Below are 20442 nucleotides of genomic sequence, written 5' to 3' on the forward strand. Positions count from 1 at the left end.
CAAGTCCTTCGGTGAAGGTGATCAGTTGGCTGCAGAGGTGCCGAAGTAGCGGGCGTTCGCGGCGGCGATCGCGTCCCAGTCGGCGTCGTGGGCGAAGCGGACGACGTCCCAACTGGCGTTGAAGAGACGGTCCTCGGCGTCCTCGTCACGCAGGGTGTCCTGCTCCTGGCCTGGAGCGTCGACGAAGACGGCCACACTTCCGCCGGGCAGCCGGTAGACGAAGTCGGGTCGCGCGTTCGCCTCGGTGAGGAACGGCGCGGCCTCGTCGGGCAGGTGCAGTCCCCGTGCCTTCGCCCAGCCCAGGAAGTCGCCCTGGGCGGCGAGATCGGCGGCGGCCGACGTCTCCACCGGGGTCGGTGCCGTCGGGGTCCGGTCGAGCAGGCGGCGGAACTGCTCCGACCGCGACTCGCCGCGTGCCTCGCGCTTCGCCGTCGCCGACGCGAAGCGCACCAGCAGGTGCCGGGCGGCGTGGCGGTTGATCTGGGCGTGGTCGAGCTGGTTGCCGTACGTCAGCAGGCACTCGTAGCAGCCGAGTGCGCACGGCCGGTCCGGGTGCGGACCGCCCAGGTCGGTGCCGTCGTCGTCGAAGTGGCAGATCGACCGCGCGTACTGGGCTGCCTTGGCCAGCGCGTCCGGCTCCGCCTGGAGACGACGGAGTACGCCCGCGCCGCCCTCGGCGGCCTCCATGAACAGGAACCGGCCCCGCGGTCCGCCGTCCGGCGGCAGCAGTTCGCTGGACAGTTCGGCGTCCTCCAGCTCGAACGCGGCCTCGATGCCCCGCTCCAGCGCGTACATGAGGGACAGTGCCTCCGGCTCGGGCAAGGCCTCGTCGAGGGTGAGGACGAGGATGTTGCGGCAGTCCTCCACGTACGGGATGACGCGCTTCTTGCGGCGCCGCTCCTTGCCGTCCTCCTCGACCATCGGCAGCTCGCTGGAGTCACCGGAGGCCTCAGCGGCATCCTTGTCGTTCATCCAGCGGCCGTCGGCGAGGTCGAGCCAGTAGCCCGCCGGCTCGTCCTTCTTGGCGCGGACGCGGCCCAGGTTGGTGATCCGGACTGTTGCCGAGTCGCCGTACGCCAGGTCGGCCAGCGGGACGCCCCCGCTGTCGGTGACGGACGCGTTGAGGCGGCCCTTGCGGGCGCCGTGGTCCTGGAAGCGGTACGACGTCTCCATGTGGTAGCCGGCCCGGCGGCGCTCCTCCTCGTCGGAGGAGATCCGCTCCCGGCGTGTGGTGTACACGGTGTGCAGCTGGAGCAGACCGTGGGTCGCCGCGCCGAGCGGCTCGTCGCACATGTGGCAGCGGTCCTGGCGTTCGGCCGGGTCGTGGTGGTAGCCGCAGTGCGCGCAGCGGCGGGCCTCGCTGGTCGCCAGGTCCCCGGACGAGTCCGGCGGGAGCTGGATGCGGGTCACCTGGTAGCGCGCGCCCTCGTGGTAGATGAGCGCACCGGGGCCGAACTCGCGGATGGCCAGGAATCGCGGGCGCTGGAGGTAGTCGCCCTCGCCGCGGCGGCGGCCGACCGTCGGGATGTACGCGGCCAGCGGCAGACGGGGGAAGCTGTAACCGGGCAGGAAGCCCTCGGAGGCGAGGTAGCGGTAGGGGTTGAAGTCCGAGAGCACCGACTTGCTGTCGACGCTCTCGTTCATCAGCAGGTTGAGCTGCGTCTCCGCCTCGCGGCGGCGGGCGTTGGCACGGTTGCGGTCGAGCTCCGTGAGGCTGTAGTCCAGGCGTCGCCTGTTCTGGATGTACTGGTCGTCGAGCGCGGCGCGGAACAGCTGTCGCCACCGGTCGAAGGCCTGGTCGAAACGCTGGGGCACCGTGCGGACCCGGTCCTGGATCCAGTCGTCGTGCCACCACGTGGTGTCGGCTGCGAATGCCGGCAGCAGCGGGCCGAGCACCCGCAGTGCCGCGTCCACCGTGCGGTCCTGGGCGCTCTCGTCCAGGGAGGCGTCGAGGATGTCGGGCAGCAGCCCCAGGGCCGGGTCCGGGCGGTCGCCGGTGTCCGGGTACGACACGTCCAGGATCTCGGGTATCGCGCGGCCCAGCTTCAGGCCGGCTTCCGCGATCCAGATGCCCTGGAGGTGCGAGAGGACCAGGTCCTCGTTTGCCAGGTCCAGACGGGGTGGGGCCACCGCGCCCGCCACCATCCGCTCCGAGCGGCGGAAGTAGTACTGATCGTGGCTGTTGCCCGTCGCGCAGTACGTCGTCACCAGCGCCGGCTGACCGCTGCGACCCGCTCGGCCGGAACGCTGGGCGTAGTTGGCCGGAGTGGGCGGGACGTTGCGCATCATCACCGCGTTGAGGGAGGAGATGTCGACGCCCAACTCCATGGTGGGGGAGCAGTACAGCAGCTTCAGCTCCGCCTTGCGGAACGCCTCCTCGCGCCGCTCCCGCTCCTCGGGCGCGACCTGTGCCGTGTGTTCGCGCGCGAACATGCCGGACAGCGCGCTCGCCGCCTCCTTGTACAGGTCGCGGAAGAACGTGTTCACCCGCGGGCCGTCACCGCTGGGGTAGGTCCGCGTCAACGGGTCGTGCGCGCCCGTCTCGCCCTTGCCGGGCCGCCAGACCAGCGACTGGGCCGCCACCCGGTATCCCGTCCGGGCCTCCGCGGTGGGCCGGCGGTAGCGGCCGCCCGCCCGCTGCGGGGCCTCGGACACCTCCTTCACCAGGCCGTTCGCCGCCAGAACCTTGAGCAGCTCGGCGATGACGAGTTGCAGGTCCTCGGGGGAGAGATTCCTGAACGACGGGTCGGCGCGCCTGAGGTACTTGCCGAACTTGCCGGGCGCGGAGAGGAACAGGCCGGAGCGGTTCAGCCCCCGGCCGGTCGACGGTTGCGGGTAGGCGGTGCCGACGTTCGGCCGGTCGGAGGCCGACAGCACCCACGGATCCACCAGTCGTTCCTCGCTGGCCCGCTGCAACGAGTCGAAGTCGTCGCGGAAGTAGGCCACGTCGATGGCGAGGGAGCGGCGCATCTCGTTCAGCAGCGCCTTGGTGATCTCCGCGCGCAGGGCCGGGTCGGCGTCCCGCAGGGCCGCGTGCGTGTGCGCCCAGCGGTCCTGCTTCTCCGCCAACCAGTGCAGGTCCGCGTAGTCGATCTCCAGCAGTCCCGTCTGCTCCAGGTTCGGCATGGTGATGCGCCAGCCGCGTTCCAGGTCCAGGTACAGCCGGAACGCGACCACGTCGCGCAGGGTCTTGGCGGCGGCCTTGGCGAGGGTCGGGGGCTGGTCGGCGTCTCCGGCGTAGTCCGCGGGGCCGATCGCGAGCGCGTTCGTCACCGCCGAGGCCAGTTCCTCGTGGGTGAGGCCGTCCCCGCCCGCGTCCAGCGCGGCCCGGAAAAGGGCTCCGCGCAACTGGGTGATCTGCACGAAGTCGTTGAAGTGCCCGGCCTGGAGGGAAGCGTCCTGACGGTTGTCGACGAAGGTCAGGAGCTTGCGGGCCTCCTTGTCCAGGGCCTCCTCGGGAACCGACTTCAGCGACCGCACCACGGAGGCGGAGATGAGGGAGGTCGCCGAGGAACGGCCCTCCTGGTCCAACGTCGCGAGCTTGGCGAAGTCCCGGCCGCGGGTCTGCTCGTAGGCCACACCGCAGTGGAGGCAGAACAGGAACGGTGACGGGATGAACGCGGCCTGCAGCTCGCCCCGGCCCTCGTAGCCCAGCGGGTCCACGGTGACGGCGCGCGGTACCCGGTCGCGGTACGTCTTCTTGAGGACCTCCTGGCCCCTCTCGTCCAGCTCCAGCCAGGACTCCGGCAGGCGGCGGTCGTCGACGGCGTACTGGACGCTGGACGGCCAGGCCCGCTCCGGGTCGATGAAGAGGTAGCCGTCGCCCTGCCGTCCACCGGTCGCCGAGGTGTCACGGCGGGCCTCGTAGCGGACCTCGCCGTCCTTCTCGTCACGCCAGACGGTCAGGTACTCCTGGCCGCACTCCCGGCAGAAGGCCAACGGCATCAGCAGCTTGCCGCCGCTGCCCGGCTGCTCCAGCTGGTAGGAACGGGTCAGGTGGCGGGAGAGCTTGTCCTCCAGGGTTACGTACACGGTGTCCCCCTTGGAGAGGAACTGGTGCAGGCGGAAGGCGAACAGCGGTCGATCGGTGACCGGGTGCCGGGCCTGCGAGCCGGCTTCGAGGGTCGCCTCGACAGCCCTCGCACAGTCCTCCTTGGTTACCCCCGACTGCTCCGCCAGCTCAGCAGCCGCCGCGTCCAGCGTGGTCGGCCGCCGACGCACCAGGCGGCCCGTCACCTCGTCCGTGGCCAGGCCGAAGCGGGTCTCGATCCAGCGGGCCAAGGAGTCCCGCACGAGGTCGGCATACGCGCGCGGAGCGGCCGGTGAGGTCAGGCGCTCGGCGGGAACGGTTCCCGGTGCTTCGTCGGTGGCGCGGACCAGGGTTTCGCCGATGACGTGTTCAGGACTGACCGTCGTGCCGAACAGCCTGCTCGCCATACCGGCGACGACCTTCTTCTGATCCTCGAGGGTGCCCTCGGTCGACATGGTGGCCGAGGTGCCGATGCACTGCACGCCGGGTGCCTGGCAGGCCTCGCGGACCCGGCGGATGAGCAGGGCCACGTCGGCGCCCTGTCGGCCGCGGTAGGTGTGCAGCTCGTCGAAGACCAGGAACTCCAGGCCCTTGGCCATCTTGATGAGGCTGGCCCGGTCGGCGGGCCGGGTCAGCATCAGCTCCAGCATCACGTAGTTGGTGAGCAGGATGTCGGGCGGGTTGTCACGGATCTCGCGACGCTTCCCGTCGTCCTCCTGGCCCGTGTAACGGGCGAAGGTGACCGGCTCGCGGCCCTGGCCGTAGCCGTCGCGCAGGTACTTCTCCAGCTCCTTGAGCTGACTGTTCGCCAGCGCGTTCATCGGGTACACGATGATGGCGCGCACCCGCTTGACGGCCTGTGGACCTTCGGAGTCCCGCTCGTGCAGCACCCGGTTCACGATCGGGACGATGTACGACAGCGACTTGCCGGAGCCGGTGCCGGTCGTCAGCACGTACGAAGCGCCGCGCGCGGCGGCGTCGACGGCCTCGCGCTGGTGGCGGTGGAGCGTGAGCGGCCGGCCGTCAGGGACTGTGCCGCCCTCCGTCTTGCCGGCCTGGAAGATACGGGCGCACTCCGGGTGGACGACCTGGTCGCCGACCAGCTCGGCAACCGTGCCGCCGCTCTGGAAGAACGGGTTGAGGGACAGCCACGGGTCCGGCCACTGCGACTTGCTGTCGAGGTCCTTCTCCACGAACGCCGCGACGCGGTCGTCCCGGATGACGGTGCCGCCCTCGGTGAAGTCGCGGTAGTCCCTGATCAGGGACCGGTGCACGCCGAAGACGTCCATCGCCGTGCCGGAGGCGGTGACCGGGGTGGGCCGCGGGGCAGGCGGGCGCGGAGCGACGGCGGCACGCGCGGCGCTGGCTGCCAGCGGCCGTGTCGGGTCGAGGGCGCTCCAGTGGGGGAGCTGCGGAGCGTCCGCGTCCCCTAGGGCCAGTGGGCGCAGGGCGTCACGGACTTCCGCGGCGGTCGCGGGACGGTCGGACGGGTCCTTCGCCAGTAGCCGGCCGACGAGACGGATCAGTTCGGAGGGGATTTCGGTACGGATGACGCCGAGCGGAGTCGGCTCGGCCTCGAGGTGCTTGCGGGCCAGTTCGAACGGCGACTCGCTGACGAACGGCGGTACACCGACGAGCATTTCGTACAGCACACAGCCGAGCGCGTACAGGTCGGCGGCCTGGGTGACCTGGCGGGCCTCGAACTGCTCCGGTGCCATGTAGCGGGCCGTGCCCACGCTGACGCCGGTGCTGGTCAGCCGAGCCTCGTCCGGATCGTCGACGATGCGGCCCATGCCGAAGTCCAGCACCTTGACGGTTCCGCCACGGGTCAGCATCACGTTCGCGGGCTTCAGGTCCCGGTGCACCACGTCTGCAGTGTGGGCAGCGGAGAGGCCGTCGGCGATCTGCGCGCCGATCGCGGCCACCCACGGCAGGGGCAGCTGGTGCTCCTCCTCGACGAGATCGCGCAGCGTCTCACCGTCCAGGAACTCCATGACCAGGTACGGCAGTCCGCTGTCCCCGGCTAGCCCGCCCGCGATGAGTCGTGTGAGGTTCGGGTGCTCGAGCCGACGCATGATGCGGACCTCGCGCGCGAAGCGCTCCACCGCCTTCGTGTCCGTGGCGGTGTCGATCAGGGCGCCCGTGCGGCTGCGCAGGATCGTCTTCACGGCGACCGAACGCCCGGAGGTGCCCTCCGGTATCTGAAGATCTTCGGCCCGGTGGACCTCCCCCATATTGCCCTTGCCGATGACCTGGCCGGTGCGGAATCTGCCGTCGATCAGCTCGTGGCCCATGGCCGCCCCCTCAATCTTGGGCCCGCTGTTCCCTTCGGAACCGACGTGCCCCCGAGACTTCGCGCCTCCCTGACGTCGTTTCAGGTGACACGGCGTGTGAACATTACACGAGGATTGATGCGTTGATACTGTCAACGCATCGAAGTACACTCGTTTGTGTTCGCGGGTTGGGGTGGAGATTGTGAGGCGCCACATGGTCGAGGGGTCCGACGCGCCCGTGTCGACAGTCGTGCTGGGCGAGCTGCTCAAGCGGTTGCGGCTCGTCGCGGTCGGCGGTGTGGTGCCGGAGGTCGAGTTCGCCCAGGGTGTGCGCACGCTCGGGCTGAGCGACGGCGAACGGGCTCGGTTGCGTGCCGAGCTGGCCCGGATGGGCCTCCTGGTGCGGGGGTTGCATATGCACGTGAAGGTCGACTCAAGTAACAGTGAAAAGGTTGTAGGTGTCCGTGAAGAAAATGTGACCACACGTGTTCTGCTCGCTCGAGGGCTGCTCTCCCGGTACGAGGACGGCACCGGATACCTGTCGGCCCGGGCGGTCGAGGGCGTGGTGCGACTGGCAGGGCTTGACGCCCGCGAGGCCGAGGAGTTGCGGGCGGGGGTCACTGTGCGACCTGCTGCGGACGCCGGGCCGGCGGGGAATGCGGAGGCGTCCGAAGAGCTCCGGGAGGCCGCAGCAGCGCCTACGGCCGACACCGCTGCCGTCGTGACGGGGAATGACCTGGCCAGTGCACTGGCGGCCGCTCGGGCTGTGCTGGAATCCGACCGGTTCGAACGCACTCCGCACAACCGCCTGCTGAGCGCCGAGGCCGAGGTGGGGCTGACCGCGCTCCTGCGGGGCGGGGCGGGGAGGATCGTCCAGGAACCCGGCGAGGACGAACTCAAGGCGCTGCCACGCGGCGACGTTCGAGTCCGGGCACGCGACTGTCTGGTCCTTCATAATCTGCGGCTCGTGCACTCCCTCGTGCGTTCGCATCTGAACCAGGGCCTCGACTACGAGGACCTCGTGCAGCACGGCGTACTCGGGTTGATGCGGGCCACGCGGAAGTTCGACCCGACCATGGGCAACAAGTTCTCCACCTACGCCACCTGGTGGATCCGGCAGGCCGTGACCCGGGCCATCGCGGACGAGGGGGCGTTGATCCGGATCCCCGTGCACATGCACGAACAGATGCGCAAGGTGGCCAGGGCCGAGCGCAGTCTGGCCGCCGAGGGACGGTACGCGAGCACGGCCGACGTCGCCGTGCGGTGCGACATGACCCTGCAGAAGGTGGAGGAGATCCGCCGCCTGACCCGTCGCACCGACTCCCTGGACCGCGTCATCGGAGACGGTGCGACCCTAGGGGACTTCGTGGCGCGGACGCACCTCCTGCCGTCGGTCGACCGGCAGGTGATCGGTGCCCTGTTCGCCGAGGTCGTCATGGACGTGGTGGACACGTTCACCGAGCGCGAGGCGCGGATCCTCGTGCGGCGGCTCGGCCTGGACGGGGACGAGCCCACGACGCTGGACGACCTCGGACGCGAGTTCGGCGTCACACGGGAGCGGATCCGGCAGATCGAGGTCAAGACGCGTCCTCTGCTGCGGGAGCGGGTGCGCGCGGCAGGGCTCGTCGGTCTGGACGCCCTTTGCGAGGAGGCCGAGCGCGCCGCGGAGAGGGCGGCCGAGGCCAAGAGGGCGGCGCGCTACGTCCGTGCCACCCACGCGGCCCGCACGGCCCGAGCTCGGTTCGCCCTCCGCAGGGCCAGGGCGGAACGCCTGGCCCAGGTCAGGCGGGAGCAGGAACAGCAGCAGGAACCGCTGGCGGATAACGAGCCCGTGGCGGAGGCCCCGCCGCAGACCTTCGTGGTGGAGGAGAAGGCGGAAGCCGCCGACGTGTCGACCACAGTCGCTGAGGGGAGCGGCCGGGACGAGGCTGACGGGGAGGTCGGGGAAGCCGCTGAGGCCGGGGCTTCGATGACCGCCGCCGACTGGGAGCGCGCCTGTCGGATGGCGGGAGCACCCGTCGACCAGGTCTCGTGGCTCGCCGACTACGTGCGAACGGCGTTGGGAGACGAGGGTCTGGCCGCGCTGTTGGGACAGTCGGCCGCCGACATGGTGGTGCGGGACGCCCCGGGGAACCGACGTCTTCCGCGTGACGTGCTGACCGCGCTGGAGGTGCTGCGCCGGGTGCTTGACGCCCTGGTGGAAGCCGGGCAGCGACCGGACGACTTCTTCGACCGCCCTGCCGAATCCTTGCGAGGGGCGACGCCAGGCGGCTATCTCGCGGCCAGGCCGCTGGTGAACCGTGAGTCGCGACTGGCCGTGCGTGACAGCCTGCGGGAGCTGCTCGCCGTGGCGCCCTCCGGTGAGCGGGCGGTGGAGGAGCCGGAACAGACACGCATCGGCGCCCAGGCTCAGGAATCGGTGAGCGGAGCCGACAAGGCCGAGCCGGCGCCGGTCGTGGGGGAGAGCAACGTCCCGGCTGCGCCGCAGACGACCGCCGACTGGGACAAGGCCCTGACCCTGGCGCAGCCGCCGCTGGGCGGGGGAGTCTCCTGGCTCGCCGAGTACGCGCTGCTGGCTCTCGGCCATCTGCAGTTGACCGTACTGCTCGGGCCTTCCGTGACGGATGCCGTTGTGCGGTCCGCGCGGCAACGGGGGACGCTCGACCGGCCCGTGGTGGAGGCGCTTGAAGTTCTCAAGACGGTTCTTGACGCCGTCAAAGACGCAGGTCTGCGACCTGAGCACTTCTTCGAGCGGCCTGTCGCCGCGCTGGCCGGGGCGAGTCCCCGGACCTACCTGGCCTCGACGCCGCTGGTGCGGGCCGAGTCGCGAGTCGCCGTCCGTGAGGCCTTGCGGGAGTTCGTCGCCGGACGTCCGGCAACCTTCTCCTCGGCAGAATCCGTTCCGGCCGAACAGCCGCTGGCCGTTGTCGAGTCCTCACCTGCCGAAGCCGAAGCCGAAGCCGAAGCCGAAGCCGGAGACGGAGCCGAAGCGAAGACCGTAACCAAACCCGACGCCGCCTTCGACGCAAGCCCCGACACCGACACCGACGCCAGCGCTCGACACGAGCGGGCCCTCGCGACGCTCGCGCAGGAACACGAGCGACGGCTGGGCGAGGTTCGCGACGCCGCCGACGAGCGGGTGGCGGCGGTCCGCGCGGAGGCCGAGAGACAGCTCGACGCGCTCGAAGAGGAACTGCTGCACCGCGCCGACCGGGCACGGGAACGGCAAGCGGCACATGCGCGGCGCCAGGCGGAGGCGCGCGTCGCGGAGCTGGAGGAACGGCATCGCGAGGCCTGCGCGGCGTTGGTGCGCAGGGCCGAACTCGCGGAGGAGGTGGCCCTTGACGCGTCGGACGGGGAGCAGCGGGCGCAGGAGCTGGAGCGGCGGCTGCACGACTACCGTGAGGGCGCGGAGACCCGGATCAGGGAGCTGGAGTCCCGCCTGAGGGACGCCGAGACGGTCGCGGTCGAGCGGGAGCGCGCCGCCGGTGCCTGGGCCGCCGAGCTGGAGACCCGGCTGCAGGCGGCAGAGGGAGCCGCCGAACTGCGGGAGCGGGCCGCGAAGTCGGCACTGGAGGAGTACCGCCAGGGCGCGCAGTTGCGTGTCGCCGAGACCGAGGCGCGGCTGCGGGACGCCGAGGCGGCGGTCGCTCAGCGGGACCTGTTCGTCCAGGCGGCCCGCCGGCGTGCCGAGGAAGCCGAGCAGGAGGCGGTCCAGCGGATCGCGCAGAGCGAGCACAACACCTGGTTGCGCGTCACCGATCTGGAGACACAACTCAGCGACCTGCAGACCCAGCTCAGCGATCTGCAAACACAACTCGGCGACGCACGGGGCCAGCTGGCCGCGGCGCAGGAAGCGGCTGCGGGCCGCACCTCGATCCGGGACCGTTGGCGCCGCACCTGAGTCGTCGCCGCCCGTGCCGCGACACCTCCGCCCCGCCTGCCACCCTCACCTCCGCTTCGTCCGAGCACCTCACGGACTCCACACCCCCAGGAACGCCATGGACCCTCGACAGGAACTCGTCTCCTACCTCCGGCGGCAGCTCGTCGGTCCGGCCGAAGGCGAACACGAGACACTCGACGCCCCGCCCGACCGGCAGTATCTCATGGGGACCCTCTATCCGCAGGAAGCCGATCTCCAGCGTCAGTTGGAAGTGTCCGCCGAGGAGCTGGAAGGTGCCGGCACGGAGAACCGGGCCGAGGACACCGCGCCTGCCTCCGACCCCGTCCCGGAGTCCAACTCCTGGCTGCCCTCCTCCCTCGGGTTCAGCTTCTACACCGACGCGGACACCGTGGAGGTCGACTGCTCCGCCGCCCGCTATGAGACCAGGGCCGGGACGAGCGAGCGGGGCCGCAGATGGCAACGGATCTCACTGCCGGGCGAGACCCACCGACTCACCCTCGACCGCGATCAGGTCACGGTCCTGGATGGCCGGGCCGAAATCCGCGTGCGGCACCGGACCTTCGGCACCGGCAGGCTCATCACCGTCGCCCTGGTGAACTCCGCCCGCCACGAACCCGGACTCGGCAAGTCCGCCCACTGGGACCGGATGCTGTTCCAGGTGGAGCTGCGAGCCCGGCCCGTGGACGGCAGGGTGCTCCAGTATCCCAGCGTTCGACTGGCGAGCCGTGACCCGGAGGAGCAGGAGCTCCGCCTCCAGTACCGTCACGTCCGCACCCACGCCGTTGGCCACGGATGCGCGGTGGCGGAGCGGCGCGACGACGCCGAGGGTCAGGTGACCGAGCTGAGCGCGGCCGTCATGCCGGAGGCCGAGGTCACCGGCGTACGGGCAGCGGGGCTCAGCGGCTCGCCGGTGCTTGATCTCCTTCACCTCGCCGACCCGGCCGTACCGGTCGAGCAACTGCGTGAAGAACTGGTCGAGTTCGCCGCGCACTACCGGGCCTGGTACGTGGGCCGGCTGAACGAGGACGTTCCCGCATGGGGACGTGCGGCCGCCGCCCAGGTCCTCGACCGCATCGGCGCGGCCGTCACCCGCATCGAGTCGGGTGTCCGTACCCTCTGCGATCCGCGCCGCCCCGAACTGCTGCACGCCTTCCGCGCCGCCAACCGCGCCATGGCCCTGCAGATGCGCCACTCCGCGGCCGATCTCGCGGGTACCCGGCGCTCGCCCCGCGAGGCCGTGCCGCCGGATCCGGAGCCGTACCAGGGGGCCACCTGCCGCCCCTTCCAGCTGGCGTTCTTCCTGCTCGCCGTGGACGGCACGGCCGATCCGCGGCACCCGGACCGGGCCGTGACGGACCTGATCTGGTTCCCGACCGGTGGGGGCAAGACCGAGGCGTATCTGCTGCTTGCCGCGTTCGCCATGGTGCTGCGGCGACGGGAACCGGACGGTGGCGGTACGGCCGTACTCAGCCGCTACACGCTCAGCCTGCTCACCACCCAGCAGTTCCAGCGCGCCGCCACCACCGTCTGCGCTCTCGAGACGCTGCGCCGTGCCGAACCGGCGGTGTACGGAAGCGAACCGTTCTCCATCGGTCTGTGGGTGGGCGAGACCACCACCCCGAACACGTACGACAAGGCCCGCACCGCCTACGAGAACGCGCGCCAGGCCGCCCAGCCCGACGACGTCTTCATCCTGGACCGCTGCCCCTGGTGCGGCACGCGCATCCTGCCCGCACACAAGTCACCCGACGCGGGCGACTACGGGGTACGCGCCACGGCCGACTCGTTCGCCTTCTTCTGCCCGCGAAGCGAGTGCGTCTTCCACGACGAACTGCCCGTCGCCGTCGTGGACGAGCACCTCTACGACCGGCCGCCGACGTTCGTCCTGGGGACCGTGGACAAGTTCGCCCGGCTCGCCTGGGAACCGCGGGCGGGCCGGCTGTTCGGCGCGGGGAACGGAACCGGCGCGGGAGACCTGCCTCCCTCGCTCGTCATCCAGGACGAGTTGCACCTGCTCACCGGCCCGCTGGGCACCACCGTCGGACTGTATGAATCGGCCGTCCTCGGGCTGTGCTTCGGGCCCGACGGCACCGGTCCCAAGATCGTCGCCTCCACCGCGACCATTCGTCGCTCCGGGGAGCAGGTCCGCGCGCTGTACGGCGGGAACGTCCAGCTCTTCCCGCCCGCCGGTCTCGACGCGCGCCACTCCTACTTCGCCGAACCCGACACCTCCAGGCCCGGCCGCCGCTACCTCGGCGTCATGGCCCAGGGGCACACGGCCGGCCGTGCCGCCGTGGCCACCGCCGCCGCGTTGCTCCAAGGCGCGTGGGAACTCCCCCTGGAGCACCGGGACGCCTACTGGACGCTGGTCGCCTATCACCACAGCCTGCGGGAGCTCGGCCGTACGGTCACGGCCGCGGCCGACGACATCCCCGCCCAGCTCGCCGGACTCGACATCGGCAACGCGGTTCGGGCTCTGCCGGACCACCAGGTGCAGGAACTGACCAGCAACCTTCCGCGAGCCGAACAGCCCGTACTGCTGGACCGGTTGGAGAAGGGCTGGGACGACCCGCAGTCGGTGTCCTTCCTGCCCTGCACGAACATGCTGTCCGTCGGCGTGGACGTGAAGCGGCTCGCGCTGATGCTGATGCAGGGGCAGCCCAAGACGACCGCCGAGTACATTCAGGCCACCAGCCGGGTGGGTCGGCACACAGTGCCCGGACTCGTAGTGACGTTCTTCAACGCGACCCGTCCCCGGGACCGTTCGCACTACGAGACCTTCGACGTGTACCACAGGTCCCTGTACCGGCACGTGGAGCCCACCAGCGTCACGCCCTGGTCGGTGCCCTCCCGCCGGCGGGCCCTGCACGCCGCGCTGGTCGTCCTCGTCCGGCACCGGCTCGGGCTCGCCGCCGAGAACCAGGCCGGGCAGGTCCTGGACCGGATCCCCGAGCTGGAAGCGCTCGCCGATGAGCTGACCACCCGTGCCGTGGCCGCCGAACCGGGCATCGGCGACGAGGTGCGCGCGGAGCTCGCGTCTCTGATCGCCGACTGGGAGGACGCGGCCCGGCAGGCCCACAAGGACGGCCGCGAGCTGTACTACCGCAGTCAGGGCAAGGGCCAGTCCAACCTGATCAAGAGCTTCGAACAGAACTACGGCCTCTGGGAGACACCGAACTCCATGCGCAACGTGGACCGGGAGTGCCAGGTGACGGTGAAGGGAGCGGATTTGTGAGCCGCACACTGCGGGTACGGCAGTCGCAGACAGTGGTGCCGTTCGGCGTCGGAGCCGTCTTCGACATCCAGGGTGAGTCCTTCGTCGCCACCGGCATCGGAGACTGGTCCCACAGGGGCAGGCAGCGGGTCGAGTCCGCCCGTCTCGCCTCCCGCCTGGGTGTCACCGGGTTCTACGCCGCCCCGGCGACCGCGAACGACCGCTTCGACGTCCCGGACGCGCCCGGGGCGCCGTACATCCGCTTCCCGTCCTGGCTGTTCTGCGGGTCCTGCCGGCGGATGAAGCGCTGGCGGATCGCCGACGAGAAGCCCGGTCAGCCACCGCGCTGCTCCTCCTGTTCACCGGCCCGGACGCTGGCGCCCATGCGGTTTGTACAGATCTGCCAGGCCGGACACCTCAGCGACGTCGACTGGTGGTTCTGGGCGCACTCGCGGCGCGACGCCGGTGAACGTCGACGTTGTGAGGAGCGGGACCGGCTGAGGTTCCTGGTCTCGGAACGCGCCTCCGGCCTTGAGGCGCTGTCCGTGACCTGCACCGCCAAGGGCTGCGGTGCGTCCCGCGACCTGCTCGACATCCTTGGCACCCACGGCATGCGCTGCTCGGGACGCAACCCGTGGCAGCGGGCGAACGAGCGGGTGGAATGCCCCCGGCCGGTGCAGATCGTGCAGCGCACGGCTGGCAACCTGTACTACCCGATCGTGCACTCGGCCCTCGACATCCCCGAGAGCGACGCACCGGCGGCCCACGGTGACGAGGCCGTCGTGGCAAAGGTGCGTGAGCACGACCTCTGGGTCCCGCTGTGTCGGGTGGCCGCGACGCCGCGGGCCGCGGCGTTCCGCACGATGATCCAGGAGGACACCGGCGCCGACGACGCCCTCTTGGACGCACTGATCGCGGAGGAGACGGGGGAGGCCCAGCCTTTCCCGGGGACGCCGTCGTCCGATCCGCAGACCGGTCCGGCCGCTCCGGTCCGACCCGACCTCAGCCGTGAGGAGTGGGCCGCCTTCACCGCGCCGACCCCGCCCGCCACCCGGGACTTCGCGTTGCGCGAGACCACCCTCGGCCTGACGGCCGAGAGCGCCGACCCCTGGGCCGCGCTCGACCGCCGCTTCGGCAGGATCGTCCTCGCCGACCGGCTCCGCGAGGTGCGCGCGCTGTCCGGCTTCACGAGGGTCTCCCCGGATGCGACGGTGGTACCGGCCGACACCGCCCGTCGGCTCAAGTGGATGCCGGCCGTGGAGGTGTTCGGTGAGGGGATCTTCCTCAGCCTAAATCCCGCCGAACTCACCGGCTGGGAGGCGGACGGGGAGGTACGCGAGCGCGTCAGCGGTATGCGGGCCGACCTGGACCGCTCCTTCCAACGGGACCGCCTGGAAGCCCTCACGGGTCCCGAACTCGCCCCCCGGTTCGTCCTCCTGCACACGCTCGCGCACCTGCTCATCCGCCAGCTCTCCTTCGAGTCCGGCTACACCACCGCGAGCCTGCGCGAGCGCGTCTACGCCCGCCCCGAGCAGGACCAGTACGGCATCCTCGTCTACACCGCAGCCGGGGACGCCGAAGGGACCCTCGGCGGACTCGTGCGCCAGGGCGAGCCCCCACGGCTCGCGGAGACACTGCTGCGGATGACGGAGGCCGCCGCCCGGTGTTCCGCCGACCCCCTGTGCTCCGAACACACGGGCCAGGGCTTCGGCAACCTCAACCGTGCGGCCTGCCACGCCTGCGCCCTCCTGCCGGAGACCAGTTGCGAGACCGGCAACACCCTCCTGGACAGGACCCTCGTCGTCGGCGGCGAGCACGTACCCGGATACCTGGAGCCGATCGTCACCGCCGCACGGACCGCCGCGGCAGACGCGTTGGAGGAGTCGTGACCGTCACCTACCTCGACCTCACCCCCGACCAGCGGGCCGGTCTCGACGCCCTGCCTTTCGACGGCAACCACCTGGTCAGCGGACCGCCGGGCTGCGGCAAGAGTCTCCTGGCCGCTCAACGGGCCGTCATGCTCAGCCTCACCGGTACCCCGGTCGCCCTGCTCACCCGCTCCAACCTGCTCCGGCAGTCGCTGGCCGCGACGGTCCACCCACTTGCCCCGGCCGACCGGAGTGTCCGGGTCACGACGGCACACGCCTGGCTCGCCGAGTGGTACGGCGGAAGGGCTCCGAGCACCGCGGACGGTTGGTACGACTGGAGTGCGCTGTTCGAACGGGCAGCCGACACCGATCCGGTGCCGGGGCTCACCCTGGTCGTCGACGAGGGCCAGGACCTGCCGCCCGAGTTCTACCGGCTCTGCCGGATGCTCGGCGCCCGCCTCACGGTCTTCGCGGACGAGTGCCAGCGTCTCACCGAAACGCACTCCACCCTCGCCGAGATCGCCGGAAGGCTCGGCCGCTGCGCCCGCCACGACCTGGACGGGAACCACCGCAACACGGAGCAGATCGCGTCCTTCGCGGCTCATTTCCGCACAGGGGCAGCTACGCCGCTCCTGCCCGAACGGCAGGGCCCGCCGCCGTGGCTGCACCGGTTCCCCGAGCGGGGCGCTGCCGATCTGCTGGCGCTGCTCGCCGAGCGGAACCCCGGGGACACCATCGGTGTGGTCGTCAAATCCAAGCACACCCAGTTCTCCCTGCTGGGCAGCCTGTCACGCCGGGCACCACGGCTGAAGCCCCAGCTGTACACGTCGGACGCCAAAGGGGGCCAGTACCGCAATCTCGACCTCGACCGCCCCGGCATCGTCATCGTCCACCGGGCCAGCGCCAAGGGCCTGGGCTTCGACACCGTCGTCATCCCGGACACCCACACGGACGCGGCCGCCGACCCGACCTCGGCGGCTCTGCGCATGACGTACTACGTCCTCGCGACCCGCGCCCGGCGTGAACTCCATCTCGGTTACGAAGGGACTGCGGAACCCCCGCTGCTTGCCCAGGTGGGAAGAGGACACCTGATGCGGGGCTGACGGTCGCCCCGGCCGTGGGAGGGTGATCGCGCGCTTCCGGTTAATGCGTACGATGTGCAAGTGCGCACCACCGACTACACCATCAGGACCGCCACCCTCGCCGACCTGGACGCAGCCCGAGCCGTCATGCTCGACACCGTCTACCGGGACTTCGGGACCGGATACGTGCCTCGGTGGCACCGGGACGTCATCGATCTCGTGGGTGCGTATCTGAGGTCGGAGCGGCACACCCTCCTCGTAGCCGTGGACGCCGACGGCCAAGTCGTCGCCACCGGAGCTCTCGACTCCCGCGGCCCCGCGCACCCCCCGAACCCCGCGCGCGTCGCCGAGCGGTTCCCCTCGGGAGTGACCGCGCAGCTGCGGCGGATCTACGTCCGGCCCGAGCATCGGCGGCGTGGGCTGGCGCGGAGGCTTGTCGACGAGTTGCTCGCGTTCGCCGTCGCCGACGGGGAGTACCGGGCCGTCTATCTGCACACCGACCCCGCCGTCACCGGGGCCGAGCCCTTCTGGCGGTCGCTGGCCAAGGTGGTGCACGACGAGCGGGAGGATGCCGGGGGCGGGCAGGGGATCGTGCACTTCGAGGTGCCCGTGGCGGGATGGCGCGGGGCCAGGTAGGCGTGAAAATCGTTTCCATGTAGGCTCCCCGTGCGCTGCCGCACACGCGCCCGATGCTCGACGCCACAAAACCACGTGCCCGCACCTGACTTGATCGATCCGAGGACCATGCGCTCCCACCGTCGCCCCCGGCTGCTCGCCCCCTTCCTGCTCGTCCCGCTGATGGCCGGTTGCTTCGCCTCCGGAGGCGGTGACGACTCCGGAGGCGGCGGTAAGGACGGCGACGGTGACGGCGCCCGTCTCCGTGTCGGCCTCGCCTTCCCGCCCGCCGAGAACCTCTCGCCGTACGGCGCCGACGCCACGCTGCTCAGCCGCCTCGGTGTCACCGAGGGGCTCACCTCGCTGGACGCCAACGGGTCCGCCGCGCCCGCGCTCGCCGAGTCCTGGCGGCGGGACGGGGACAAGACCTGGGAGTTCACCCTCCGCGACGCCACCTTCCAGGACGGGGGTGAAGTGACCCCCGCCGCAGTGGCCGACTCCCTCGCCCGCGCCACCGACGCCGAGCCCGCGCCCGCCGCCCTCGCCGGTGTCAGCCTCAGCGCCAAGGCGAGCGGTGAGCGGGTCGTCCGGATCACCACCGCCGAGCCCGACCCCGTGCTGCCGTTGCGGCTCTCCAGCCCCAGCCTCGCGATCCTCTCCAAGGACGCCTACGGGAAGGGCAGCCGTGTCGACCCGGTCGGTCACGCCACCGGGCCCTTCGAGCTGACCAAGGTCAACGGCGCCACCTCCGCCTCCCTCGACCGGTTCGACGACTACTGGGGTGGCCGCGCGCAGGCCTCCGGTATCGACGCGCGCTTCATCGCCGACGGCACCGCCCGTGCCAACGCACTGCGGACCGGCGAGCTCGACATCGCCGAGGCCGTTCCCGTGGCCCAGGCCGCCTCCCTCGACGAGAAGACCCGGCGCGACACCGCCACCACCCGGACCACCAGCCTGCTCCTCAACGCCTCCTCCGGGACCTTCAAGGACGCCGGGCTGCGGGCCGCCGCCCGAGGCGCGCTCGACACCTCCGTGTTCGCCAAGGATGTCTACGAGGGGTACGGCGATCCCGGTGCCGGTGTCTACGGGCCCGCCGTCACCTGGGCTGAAGGGAAGCGGACCGCGCCCGTCGGGCGGGCGGCGGCCAGGAAGCCCGGGGACGGGGACACCGTCACCCTCGCCACCTACGACAACCGGCCCGAGCTGCCCGAGGTCGCCCAGGTGGTCAAGCAGCAGCTGGAGAAGGCCGGGTTCACCGTCAAGCTCACCGTGCGGGAGTACTCGCGGCTCGAAGGTGATGCGCTGGACGGGAAGTTCGACGCCTTCGTGCTCGCCCGGAACACCCTCCTCGACACCGGTGACCCCGTCGCCGTCCTCGCCAGCGACTACACCTGCGACGGCGGCTTCAACATCGCCCAGCTCTGCGACAAGGGCGTCGACCGCGCCGTCGCCGACGCCGAGAAGATCGCCGACACCGCGAAGCGCCAGGACGCCGCCATGGCCGCCGAGGCGCGCATCCTCGGCAGCGACGCCGTCGTGCCGCTCGTGCACCAGCGCATCATCACCGGCGTCGCCGACTCCGTACAGGGCGTCGTCCTCGATCCGTACGAGCGCGCGCTCGTCGGCACCGGCACCCGGCGCTGAACCATGTGGCAGCGGGTGGCCGGCGCCGGGTGGCGGATCCTCCTCGCGGTCGGGCTCGTGTGCGGGGTCGGGCTGTTGCCCTGGCTCACCCGCACGGATCCCGCATACACCGTCCTCAAGGCGCGGTCCGCCGAGCGTGAGCCCACGCCCGAGGTGCTCGCCGACATCCGGCGGCAGCTCGGGATCGCCGGCGGGCCCCTGGACGTCCTCACCGGCTGGCTGGGCGGGCTCGTGCGCGGGGACGCCGGGCAGTCCTGGATCTCCGGCGCGGACGTGCTGCCCGACGTGACGCGGGCGCTCGGTGCCTCGCTGCTGCTCATGGGTGTCGCGCTGCTCGTCGCCGTCCTCACCGCCGGAGCGATCTGCGCGCGCACCCTGCGGCTCGGGGCCCGGCGGCGGCTCGGTGGGCGGCGCGGGGGCGGGAGCCTGTCCGCCGTACTCGCCTCGCTGCCCGAGTTCCTCGTCGCTTCCGTGCTCGCCACCGTCGTCGGGGTGCAGCTGGGGTGGCTGCCCGCGCTGGGGTGGTACGGGCCGCAGTGGACCGTGCTGCCCGCGCTCGCCCTCGGGCTGCCCGCGGGCGCCGTGCTGGGGCGGCTGCTCGATGATCTGCTGCCCGGTGCCTTCGGAGAGCCGTGGGCGCTGGCCGCCGCGGCGCGTGGGCTGACCGGGCGGTCCATCGCCCGTCAGGCCGTGCGGCGGTGCGTGCCCGCGCTGCTGCCCAACTTCGGGCTGTTCGTCGTCGGCTTGACCGGCGGGGCCGTCGCCGTCGAGCAGGTGTTCGACATTCCGGGGCTCGGGCGCACCACCCTCCAGGCCGCCCTCGCGCAGGACCTGCCCGTCCTCCAGGCCGGGACCCTCGCCCTCGTCCTGCTCGCCGCGCTCGCCACCGGCGCCACGCGCGTCGCCGCCCGGCTGCTCACCGGGCCCGCGCTGCGGGACGGCGGCGCCCTGTCCTCGCTGCACCGGCCCACCCCGCCCGCCGGGGGCGTGCTGCCGCTTCTCTACGGTGCCCTCCTGCTCGCCGTCGTCGGGTTCGGGCTCGCCCGTGATCCGCTCGCCCTCGACACGGGGCAGCGACTGCGGGCGCCCTCCCTCGACCATCCCTTCGGCACCGACGCCCTCGGGCGCGACCTGCTCGCCCGGGTCGGCCACGGGGCGCTGGACACGCTGTTCCTGGCCGCCGCGATCAGCGCCGCCGCCCTGCTCGTGGGCGTACTGCTCGGGCTCGTGCCCCGGGTCTCCGCGCCCTTCGTCGACACCGTCAACGCCGTACCGCCCGTGCTCGTCGCGCTGCTCGTCACCGCCGTCGCCGGGAGCGGGACGGCCACCCCCGCGCTCGCCGTGGGAGCCGTCGCCTGGGCACCGCTCGCCGCGCACACCTCCTCCCTGCTGCGGCAGGAGCGCGCCACGCTGCACATCACCGCCACCAAGGGTCTGGGCGCGGGACGAGTCCATCTGCTGCGGCACGAGTTGTTGCCCGCCGTGGTGCCGCCGGTCCTCCGGCACGCCCTGCTGCGGCTGCCCGGTGTCGCCCTCGCGCTCGCCTCGCTCGGGTTCCTCGGACTCGGCGCCCAGCCGCCGTCCCCCGAGTGGGGGCTGCTCCTCGCCGAGAACCAGCCCTACGCCGAGCGCGCCCCCTGGGCCGTCCTCGCCCCCGCAGCCGTACTCGCGCTGCTCGGCGCGCTGGCCGTCAGCGCGGCGGGTGGGCTGCGCCTACGGCCCACCCGATCGTCCTTTCGGGAGACCGGGGCGGCCGAGCGGCGGTCCGCGGTGGAGACGGAGCGGGAACCGGCCGGTGCCGGGGCCCGGTGA

The 20442-nt window shown here is 71.7% G+C and carries 8 protein-coding genes; 7 read left to right on the plus strand and 1 reads right to left on the minus strand.

Annotated elements, in window-relative coordinates:
* Window positions 1–21: 21 nt before the first annotated feature.
* A complete protein-coding gene (locus tag ACZ7MF_RS09355; RefSeq protein ID WP_471475507.1) occupies window positions 22–6324 on the minus strand; it encodes a protein kinase domain-containing protein in 6303 nt (2100 codons plus the stop codon).
* 217 nt (window positions 6325–6541) lie between these two features.
* On the opposite strand from ACZ7MF_RS09355, the gene ACZ7MF_RS09360 reads away from it, so the two are divergent.
* The 7 genes from ACZ7MF_RS09360 (at window position 6542) to ACZ7MF_RS09390 (ending at window position 20442) form a co-directional block, all read left to right on the plus strand.
* The gene (locus ACZ7MF_RS09360; protein WP_471475509.1) at window positions 6542–10207 is read left to right on the plus strand and encodes a sigma-70 family RNA polymerase sigma factor; all 3666 of its coding nucleotides are present in this window, start codon (window positions 6542–6544) and stop codon (window positions 10205–10207) included.
* Window positions 10208–10304: 97 nt separating this feature from the next.
* Window positions 10305–13442 carry a helicase-related protein gene (locus ACZ7MF_RS09365; protein ID WP_471475510.1) on the plus strand — a complete coding sequence of 1046 codons (3138 nt, stop codon included), beginning with the start codon at window positions 10305–10307 and terminating at the stop codon, window positions 13440–13442.
* A complete protein-coding gene (gene drmB, locus ACZ7MF_RS09370; protein WP_471475511.1) occupies window positions 13439–15310 on the plus strand; it encodes a DrmB family protein in 1872 nt (623 codons plus the stop codon). Before ACZ7MF_RS09365 ends, drmB begins: the two co-directional genes overlap by 4 nt.
* Window positions 15307–16392, plus strand: a complete 1086-nt coding sequence (locus ACZ7MF_RS09375; RefSeq protein ID WP_471475513.1) for a DEAD/DEAH box helicase — start codon at window positions 15307–15309, stop codon at window positions 16390–16392. The genes drmB and ACZ7MF_RS09375 overlap by 4 nt, the downstream gene beginning before the upstream one ends.
* A gap of 60 nt (window positions 16393–16452) precedes the next feature.
* Window positions 16453–17007 (plus strand): GNAT family N-acetyltransferase, encoded by a 555-nt coding sequence (locus ACZ7MF_RS09380; RefSeq protein WP_471475514.1) that lies wholly within the window; start codon window positions 16453–16455, stop codon window positions 17005–17007.
* Between the two features lie 108 nt (window positions 17008–17115).
* On the plus strand, window positions 17116–18630 hold the full coding sequence (locus ACZ7MF_RS09385; RefSeq protein WP_471475515.1) for an ABC transporter substrate-binding protein: 1515 nt from the start codon (window positions 17116–17118) through the stop codon (window positions 18628–18630).
* A gap of 3 nt (window positions 18631–18633) precedes the next feature.
* The gene (locus tag ACZ7MF_RS09390; protein WP_471475516.1) at window positions 18634–20442 is read left to right on the plus strand and encodes an ABC transporter permease subunit; all 1809 of its coding nucleotides are present in this window, start codon (window positions 18634–18636) and stop codon (window positions 20440–20442) included.

The sequence above is a fragment of the Streptomyces sp. NPDC111628 genome, from assembly GCF_055635195.1.